The sequence below is a fragment of the Cucumibacter marinus DSM 18995 genome, assembly GCF_000429865.1.
In the GTDB taxonomy this organism is placed as follows: Bacteria; Pseudomonadota; Alphaproteobacteria; order Rhizobiales; family Devosiaceae; genus Cucumibacter; species Cucumibacter marinus.
On record NZ_AUCR01000018.1, the window covers coordinates 19,273 to 27,160 of the forward strand.

6 protein-coding genes are annotated in these 7,888 nt (G+C 57.7%); 1 reads left to right on the forward strand and 5 read right to left on the reverse strand.

The features are described 5' to 3' along the window. Positions 1 to 197: 197 nt before the first annotated feature. The 4 genes from G489_RS20070 to G489_RS0110535 all read right to left on the reverse strand — a co-directional run bounded on the left by G489_RS20070 (position 198) and on the right by G489_RS0110535 (position 5,907). Positions 198 to 2,645, reverse strand: a complete 2,448-nt coding sequence (locus tag G489_RS20070) for an AAA family ATPase (RefSeq protein ID WP_035872409.1) — start codon at positions 2,643 to 2,645, stop codon at positions 198 to 200. Continuing rightward, positions 2,642 to 3,223 (reverse strand): hypothetical protein, encoded by a 582-nt coding sequence (locus tag G489_RS0110525; RefSeq protein WP_029041516.1) that lies wholly within the window; start codon positions 3,221 to 3,223, stop codon positions 2,642 to 2,644. The genes G489_RS20070 and G489_RS0110525 overlap by 4 nt, the downstream gene beginning before the upstream one ends. After that, positions 3,220 to 4,944 (reverse strand): SIR2 family protein, encoded by a 1,725-nt coding sequence (locus G489_RS0110530; protein WP_029041517.1) that lies wholly within the window; start codon positions 4,942 to 4,944, stop codon positions 3,220 to 3,222. The genes G489_RS0110525 and G489_RS0110530 overlap by 4 nt, the downstream gene beginning before the upstream one ends. A gap of 627 nt (positions 4,945 to 5,571) precedes the next feature. Next, positions 5,572 to 5,907, reverse strand: coding sequence for a hypothetical protein (locus G489_RS0110535; protein WP_155889365.1), 336 nt, complete (start codon positions 5,905 to 5,907; stop codon positions 5,572 to 5,574). A gap of 428 nt (positions 5,908 to 6,335) precedes the next feature. Between G489_RS0110535 and G489_RS0110545 the strand changes: the two genes are divergently transcribed. After that, the gene (locus G489_RS0110545; RefSeq protein WP_035872413.1) at positions 6,336 to 6,560 is read left to right on the forward strand and encodes a hypothetical protein; all 225 of its coding nucleotides are present in this window, start codon (positions 6,336 to 6,338) and stop codon (positions 6,558 to 6,560) included. 638 nt (positions 6,561 to 7,198) lie between these two features. Here G489_RS0110545 and G489_RS20075 read toward each other — a convergent pair. Further along, a complete protein-coding gene (locus tag G489_RS20075; protein ID WP_051332530.1) occupies positions 7,199 to 7,525 on the reverse strand; it encodes a helix-turn-helix domain-containing protein in 327 nt (108 codons plus the stop codon). Between the last annotated feature and the right edge of the window lie 363 nt (positions 7,526 to 7,888).

Below are 7,888 nucleotides of genomic sequence, written 5' to 3' on the forward strand. Positions count from 1 at the left end.
AGGGGCGTGCTTAAGTGTTAAAAAAGGAAATGCTCACCTGTGATGTAGACTTTCGATGCCTGAAAAACTGGAAGATCTACTGTGGCTCGGAGATTTTGGCGGGCCGGGCGTCCGATCGATCGAATCGCGTTGAGCGCGAAATTGTGTCCCTGGGTCGGATCGGCCATGTCGCCGAAGCACTGCACATTTAGGATTGGTCACCCAAGAGCGTCTGCACGAAAAACCGTATTGGAATCCCACATGACAGGCTCGGGATTGCAAGCGGTGTAGCCTTCGCTGTCTTTCGAAAGTTCAATCGTAATCAGTTTGTCACCCGGCGACGCGGGGCTTAGCTCTAAGGAAAGATATTCAAAGAGCGGGCGTTCATGAACAGCGATGATGACCTGTCGCCCCCGTTGTTTGGAAAGCGTTCGGAGAAGCGCTGCGAACTGCGCAATGTGAATCTCATCCATGCTTTGGACTGGATCGTCAATAACCAGCCAGGGTAGGAGCGGCTTTACGGACAGGTGGAGTGAAAGAAAGAGCGTCAACGCTGCGGTGTTGAGGTTCCCCGCGCTCAACATTGCCTTGGGGTTTCCCCCACGGTCATCACCACGGTACCGGGTAATAAGCTTGGCCTCTACCGGTCCCTTTCCTCGTTCCGGTAATTCGAAAGCCGGCAAAAACGGCTCTTCGGGCGCGAGTCGAACAAAAAGATTGCTCCATACTTTGTTGAGAGATTCATTAAAGACGTCCCGCACTACAGTAGTTCGTGCTTCTAACGCGCGGTCCGATAGCTTACGGATTTCAGCACGTACATCATCCGCCGACTTTATCGCGTCCTTCACGCGTTTCTGGTCAACTCGCGCCGACTTGAGGTTACTTTCCAGATCTTCCAAACGTGTGAGAGAAATGGAATGCCGTTCCAAGGCATCCACGGCTTTCTTACGGTCCTGTTCCCGCCGGGTGGCCGTCTCTAATAACCGGTCGATTGCTGCTAGGTACTGTTCCAAGAGAACGCCGAGGTCATCGCTTTCCGCGGGCGGGTTTAGGCGAAGCTGCTCGGAAAATCCGGCAACAGATCGCCGCACGCCGACCAAGGATTCCTCATCGCTTCGCAGCTTGGCAAGACGTTCGGACGCTGCGGCAACCGCGGCGGCGAGAGCGTCACCTTCACTCGCTGCACCCTCCGTGTCTTTGAGTTGGCGAGCGGCGTCGCTGAGCGATGCCCGCCGGTTCCGCAGCGACGACACTTCTTCATCCTCCAGCACGGTGTCTTGCAAGCGCGTGAGCGATTGTTCGTGCCTGGCGATCTCATTTCGCACTGTCTGGCGTTCGTCGGCGACTGAGCGCAGCCTACTGGCGGACTGTGATAGTGACGCAATATGTGTAGCCAGATGCGCACGCAGCGGTGTGGGTCCGGTTTCGGAAAAATCCCTCTGGCACACAGGGCAGATCTCGCTATCCACCATTGGTGCTAGCTCAGATAGCGCCTGAGCGAGGTCTCCGCTGTTTGCAGCCAGAGCGCCAAGGCTTTCATCCAGCCGCGCCTCGCGGGCTCTCGCCTTCGTCAAGGTTTCGCGGAGCTCGGCAAGCTCCTTACGGGCATTCTCATCACGTACGAGGCGTGCTTCCGTTTTGGACAGCAATTCGGACAGCTCGCGGACCGCTTCTGCATGCGAAGCGTTCCAGCCTACGGACCGGGCTGGAGACAGGTCGGCATAGAGCGATGCGGCCGCCGCAAGTGCTGCCTCCAGCGCAGCGCGCTTGCTCGTTGCCCACGCATCCAGTTCGGCTTGATGAGCGCGGAGTTCAGATTCGGCTGTTGACCGGGCCTCCGCCCCCGGTTGTTGTTCAAGCCTCCGCCACAACGACAGAGCTGCCTCTATTTCACGCCTAAGCGCGTTTATCTCGACTGAGCGACGGCGCTCCGCCTCTGCATCACCGAGGCCCGAACGATCTTCACCGACCTGATCCACCGACTTAAGTCCGAGCGGCTCAAGCGCCTGCTCAAGCGCTCCCTGGCTTTCTGTCAGACGCCCTTTCGCAGTCGTCACGGCCTCTTCGAGTCGGTTCACCTTCTCGTCGTGATCGGCAAGTTCATCGCTGACCTCGCCATAAAGCGGCAAGCTCTTCACCAGGCGCCGCTTGTCCCCGGATGCGTGCAGGCCGTCCACCAGAGCATCGAGTTGATCGAGCCCCAAGAGGTCGTTCACAAATCGTGTTAGAGGGCTTGTCGATTTACGGGCATCGCTTTCTTCGTAGATTTCCAACAACCGACCCAACGTTGCCTGGGCAAGTAGGGATCGTTCAGTAAAGAATCGGCTCTGCAGCTCGGATAGGAGCGGCACCCCGCGGATGTTTCCATTCTCGACGACAAGTTCACTTGGCTTCGCCGGAATCTCATCGTGTTCAGCACTAACGATGACCGATGCTTTCCCCGATTGGGCGTCCAGATGGACGAGGTTTTCAGCATAGGCCGTGTCAGACCTCTGCAGAGACGAGACCGCCCCTGTAAGGCCAAGCTCAATGGCAGAGAGAAGGCTGGTCTTGCCGCTTCCGTTAGGGCCGTGAACCAACACCACAGGCGCATCGAGGGGGACGGTAATCTTGCCTCGGATGCTGCGAAAATCTGAGATCTGTACCTGAGTGAGGCGAGCGTTCATGCCTCATCCTCCCAGGCGGCTGTCAGATGTTCTGACAGCAACTCGTTGACTGCCGCCTCTACGGATTCCGCACCGTTGGGCATGTGGTCGCACAGCGCTTTCACCTCCGGGCTCAAATCGTCGATGAGCGTCTCAAGAGCTGACATAGGATCGGCGACAACACCGTCGGTGTCGATTTGGTCGAGCGGCGTGAGGACCGCGAGCCAATTCGAAAGATGAGCTCTTGTCTCGTCTGGGACAACGGGAACCGTGCCCACAGAAAGAGCGCGACAAACCTGCATTACCTTGCTGAGGTGATCGGGATGCAACCGCGGACCTACCAGAACCGCGGTCAACGGATTGCGCGACCGCGCAATATCCAGCGCTCGTGCGACACCATGTATTCGGCGAACGATTTCAGCGTCCTTCGCATCTACTGTGTCGCAAACGAGCACGATTTCGCTTGCATCCCCAGGTCCCATCATGACCGCAGGAAATTCGAAGGTTGTCTGACTGATGACCAAAGGGGTCGGCAGGAGCCGGAAGTCTGCATCCTCCAAGAAGTCCACCACCCGCTCGACTGGAGCACTTATGCTCATAGGCTCGCCTCCAGCTTAAATCGATCCATCAGTTCGCCTGGAGTGCCGCCCATTGCAATCAGGCTTGCCATGCTAAGGCGTCGGGGGCCAGGAGACCTTGCCGTGCGCCCGGGCGCACGGCTCGGTGAACGGGGTAGTCTCTCATGGATCGGTCGCGCGTGGATAAGAATTACGTCTTCGTCCTCTTCAAGAACCGCCTCGCTGTCGAATAGCGCAAGTTCGGACTCAGGCCTCCCAAGCACGAATACCCGGTCGGTTCGAGTACCCTTGGTGACCTCGACACTTCCATTCGTGGTGTCGGGCGCCTGAGGTGATTTTAGGGACCAGTCTCCCGCCTCAGCACCTTGGGCTAGGGCAGCAATAATCAAGGCCCCTTCCGGCAACCCGTTCGTCTCCGACTCAAGGTCCTGGTTCATCTGATTCAGGGGGATAGGCGTCAGAGGCTCATACCGAGTGGCATCGATCTCGCTTTTCCCAGAAAGGAATATGCGCTTACTGCGAGACAGACCGGAAACGAGCGACAGCACAAACCCAAGATGGTCTCCATCGTCGGTTGCGGCTATTCGATTGCGGAACGACTTGATACCGTCGTCGACCCAGGTCGCCATCTCATCGGAAAGATCGAATGAGCCAAGTCGAGCCAGGCGCCGAAGTTTCGCTGAGAAGGCCCACAAAAGCAGTGCTGGTAAAAGGGGTTTTGCGAACGCCCGGAGATGAGCACTGCTTTTGATCGCCGCTCTATCGGCCCCTTCAAACTGATCACGATAAACGTTTCCAAGAAGCGCGGTCTGCGCTTCGCCGATAGAATCTTCGGCCATCACATATGCCGGCAGTTCGCCCGGCCAAGCCCAGTTCTGCGTGGCCGCCGCGAGGCCAAATACTTTGCGGATGTTGGCGTCTTGAGCAGAGAAACCGAGCATAAGCGTGGGCTTGGTAATCGCCACGCTTATGAGGTATTGAGCCAATCCCTGAGTCCTCGGATTGGTCTCCCAGCCGTCGATCTGCCGTTGGGCGCCCACGAGATAAGGGCGGTAGGTGGCTTCATCTTTGCTCGCTCTTATGGCGCATCCGTGGAACTTGATGAGAGTTGCTTTCTGGTCGGGCGCCTGCAGATCTTCGGACCTAACGCACACCTTCAGCCCGTTGGGTTCTCCTGCCAGCTCCCCAATCGCCTTTTCGATAAGGCCGTCCCAATTTGCCGAAGGAAGCTCCGTGACCAGCCCTTCCCTTACGAGAGCAGCTATCGCGTAGTGCTCAGCATCGGGCGACACGGTCGGATCAGCATAGGTCGCGGCTACATCGACCGCTTCCCAAACCATAAGATCGAGCGGTTCGCCGTCGACATCAATATTGAGGAAAGCAGCGTACTGACCGCTGAGCCGATCTCGTAGCAGGTCCACGACCGGCCAGTCCTCGACAGGGGCAGAAAGATCGATGGATGCGCGCTCACCAGCATTCAAATTGGCGATGCCAAAGGCCCGTTCGAGGCCAGTGTAAAAGGGGCAGGTGTCGGGAACTGGGCCTACCCGCGTTCGAAGAAACTCGAGCGCTTTCACCACGATCTGCTTCAAGCCCGGAAAACGAGAAAAGGAAATGCCGGACCCCAGCCAGAAGGCATAGCGAGCGTCTGCAACCCCGTTTGCAAAGGCGGCGAAATCCCCGTCAAGGAGCGCAAGAGTCTCTGTAAGTGAGATTGTTGCAGCTTTTGGCGCGTTGCTCACTTTTCCCCCCGGATAGTCACGCGCCAATGGTCTAGATGCCAATCTCCCCGCGCTCTATTCAGTCCTTTGAGCATCATACTTAGAAGCGCGCCACCTGCAAACGGGCGATCGTGTGATAGGTTCAGCCAGCCTATCGTTCAGGGCTGGCCACGTTCAAATATGGCATAGTATTCAAAGAATTCTCCACCCAGCGGTCTTTCATTGCGACGTTCTAAGTGTGATGTCTTAGAACCCAGCATACGATCGTCTACTCTTATCTATATTATCCTTGATATAGAGTACGAATTGTAGACACCAGGCTAAGGTTCTTCCTGTAAGTATTTGTAGAAATGTTAGGTGAGAATACTATTATTGTTTATGAGAGATTTCGCCTTTATTGCCGATCTCCGTTAACGGAATGCCTAGTTCTCGCGATAGGTCGACGATCCGAGGTTGCATCTGAATGGCAGGGGCTGATTGGTGCTAAATTGTGTCATTGAACAGATAATGAGTCACCGTGCCTTCGTTGATCAGTGTTGAGGTCCATCAAATATGTTGCCGCACTAGCGTAGGATTTGCGTTTGTACGGATGGCATGACGTCATTGGCAGGCGTGTAGTTGGCTTTTTGCCGCTGAATGCAGCGGAGACTAGAAGATGCTGGTATCAGGGCCGATTTTGGGTAGACCCTCGATCGCGGAGCGGGACTCCAAGTAATCCAACCCTGCCTCCCTAAGCCAAAACACCATCGTATTGCCTTTGTGGCCACGCAATTCTGTTTGAATGAGGCCGAGCGATGCTAGGCGTTCGAGCTCCATCCTAATCTGCTCGCGAGTTCCGCCCATCTTCAACTCATCGAGCCAAGCCCGCATAACTTCTTCATTGGAGCTCTGTGATACTTCGCGATGGAGCGTCTGCAAAATGGCAAGCCCTCTGTACATCTTTACTATGTCTTCCATGTCGGGTGGTTGGTTGGCCATGATCAATTATCATCCTGTCATCTTGAACAAATTTGTCGATGCTTGGGGAGGTGCGGCAGACTTGGTGTTGGCCCTCACCCAAGTTAATTTTCGCACCCTGGTCTAAAAAAAATATAGTTCTCCAACTGCACGAACGACCCCACAGTGGACCTGAATTAAAGGCACATCCACACGCGATAGACAGAAAAGCTATGTGAAAAATCTCGGTTCTGCTTAGAAACCGGAGGCGCGGGTGAGCCGTATCGAGAAGTTCCGCGACCGGATCATCGCAGGCACGGGCGCGCTCGAACGCTGGTAGTCGCGTGCGCGCCTCGGTAAGTGCCCACCTTGATGGATACCTCGCCTAGTCGTTCCCGGCCTAACCCTCAAAGCTGGTTCTGGACTGTTCCGGGCAAATCGGCGCTTGGTCGGGTCGGTGAACAACGGAGGCGATGATGGGGTCCGAGAAGGCGGCGCTGAAGGCACTGATCAGGAAGCTGCGGTTGCGGCTGAGGCAGGCTGACCGGATCGCGGCGGCAGCACGGGCATCGGAGAAGGGCGGCCAGCAGGAGCTTGCGGTTCGCCAGATGGAGGATATCGAAGAGGTGCTGCGGGATGCCGGACATCTGGTGGCGGCAGCACTGGTGCTTCGCTATCCGGAGACGGGGGATGGAGACTAGCGCTCCCCCAAGACGCCTATCCTGGACGCCTCATCCATCGCCGAGTGTTCTGCGATAACCTACCACAGTCAGAGGGCCGCCGGCCGCCCTTGACTGCTCGGCATTCACCTCGTCCCCACGGCTGCATCCGCGACCCATCTCCCCAACCCCCACGGTGAACGCGCGACGCTTCGCCTTGCCAAGTCGACGGATCTGCCCGGCACCTCATCCTCCCCTGGGCGCCCTGCAAGTGCCAGTTGCTGTCACCCGTGCAAGGGACGGCCGGCGGGCGCCCACAGACTGCGCCAGCGAACCCTTTCCCCGGCGGCTTTGGCCGACTCGCCATTCATCACCCTGCTAGGGCAAAGGTTTCCCCGGCGACCAGTCTCTCCAGGGGCGCAGGTCAATCTTCAGTTTCTATTCGCCGCCCAGTGATCGCCTCCGCCAGCTGGCTAGCGCTGCCTGCTGTGTCACAACCCGGCGCTCACGGACTACACCAGCGATCCTTCGACCCGCCCAAGATCGTTCCAGCCCCCATGGACTGCACCAGCGATCCATCGACCGCCCAACATTCGTTCCGGTCCCCACGGACTGCACCGGCAATCCTTGGCCCGGCCCTGCGCACCACGCCGATCCAGTGTGGCCCTTACCCCGGTGACCTATCCGGCCAGGGTTTTAATGATGTCTGTGGCGCGGGCGAGGTCCTTGTCGGAGAGCTTGCCGAGGGCGAGGTGGATCTCCGCGATCAGCTGGGCGCGCCTGGGGGAGGTGGCGGTTTGCTGGAAGGAGAAGAACTCGGTGACCGGAACGCTAAGGGTGGTGGCGAGGCGCTCGAGGGTTTCATAGCCGGGCAGGCTCTTGCCGCGCTCGATGGCGGAGACGGCATCGACGGTGCGGTCAATGCGCTCGGCAAGTGCGGCCTGGGAGAGTTGCTTGTCCTGTCGGATGGCCTTGAGGCGGATACCGACCTGTTTTCTGAGATCCATGCCCCGTATTGTGAATACGGCAGATAAATCCGAGAACTCGGTGGACTACGGAACGAAAGCCTCTATCGTACTCTGAGTACGTATGGATGGAGATTTTCGTAATGGGCACAAGGAGATCGGATGGCGGCAGCGATGCCCGCGGGTTGCTGCCACGTGTTGGATCGCTGCGCGCTTGTGGACACGGATCCTGTTGCTGCCGGCCCGCCGCATTTGCCCGCACCAACCAGGTACGGGCAATTCCAGACCGTCTCTTTGGGACCTTGTCGGCCCGCCGGGCCAGGCAGCGTTCGGGATCCCATCTCCCTCTCTCATCCGGATCATCGCCGATCGCCTTTGCGGCCGGGCCGGCGCGCCTTTTCCCTT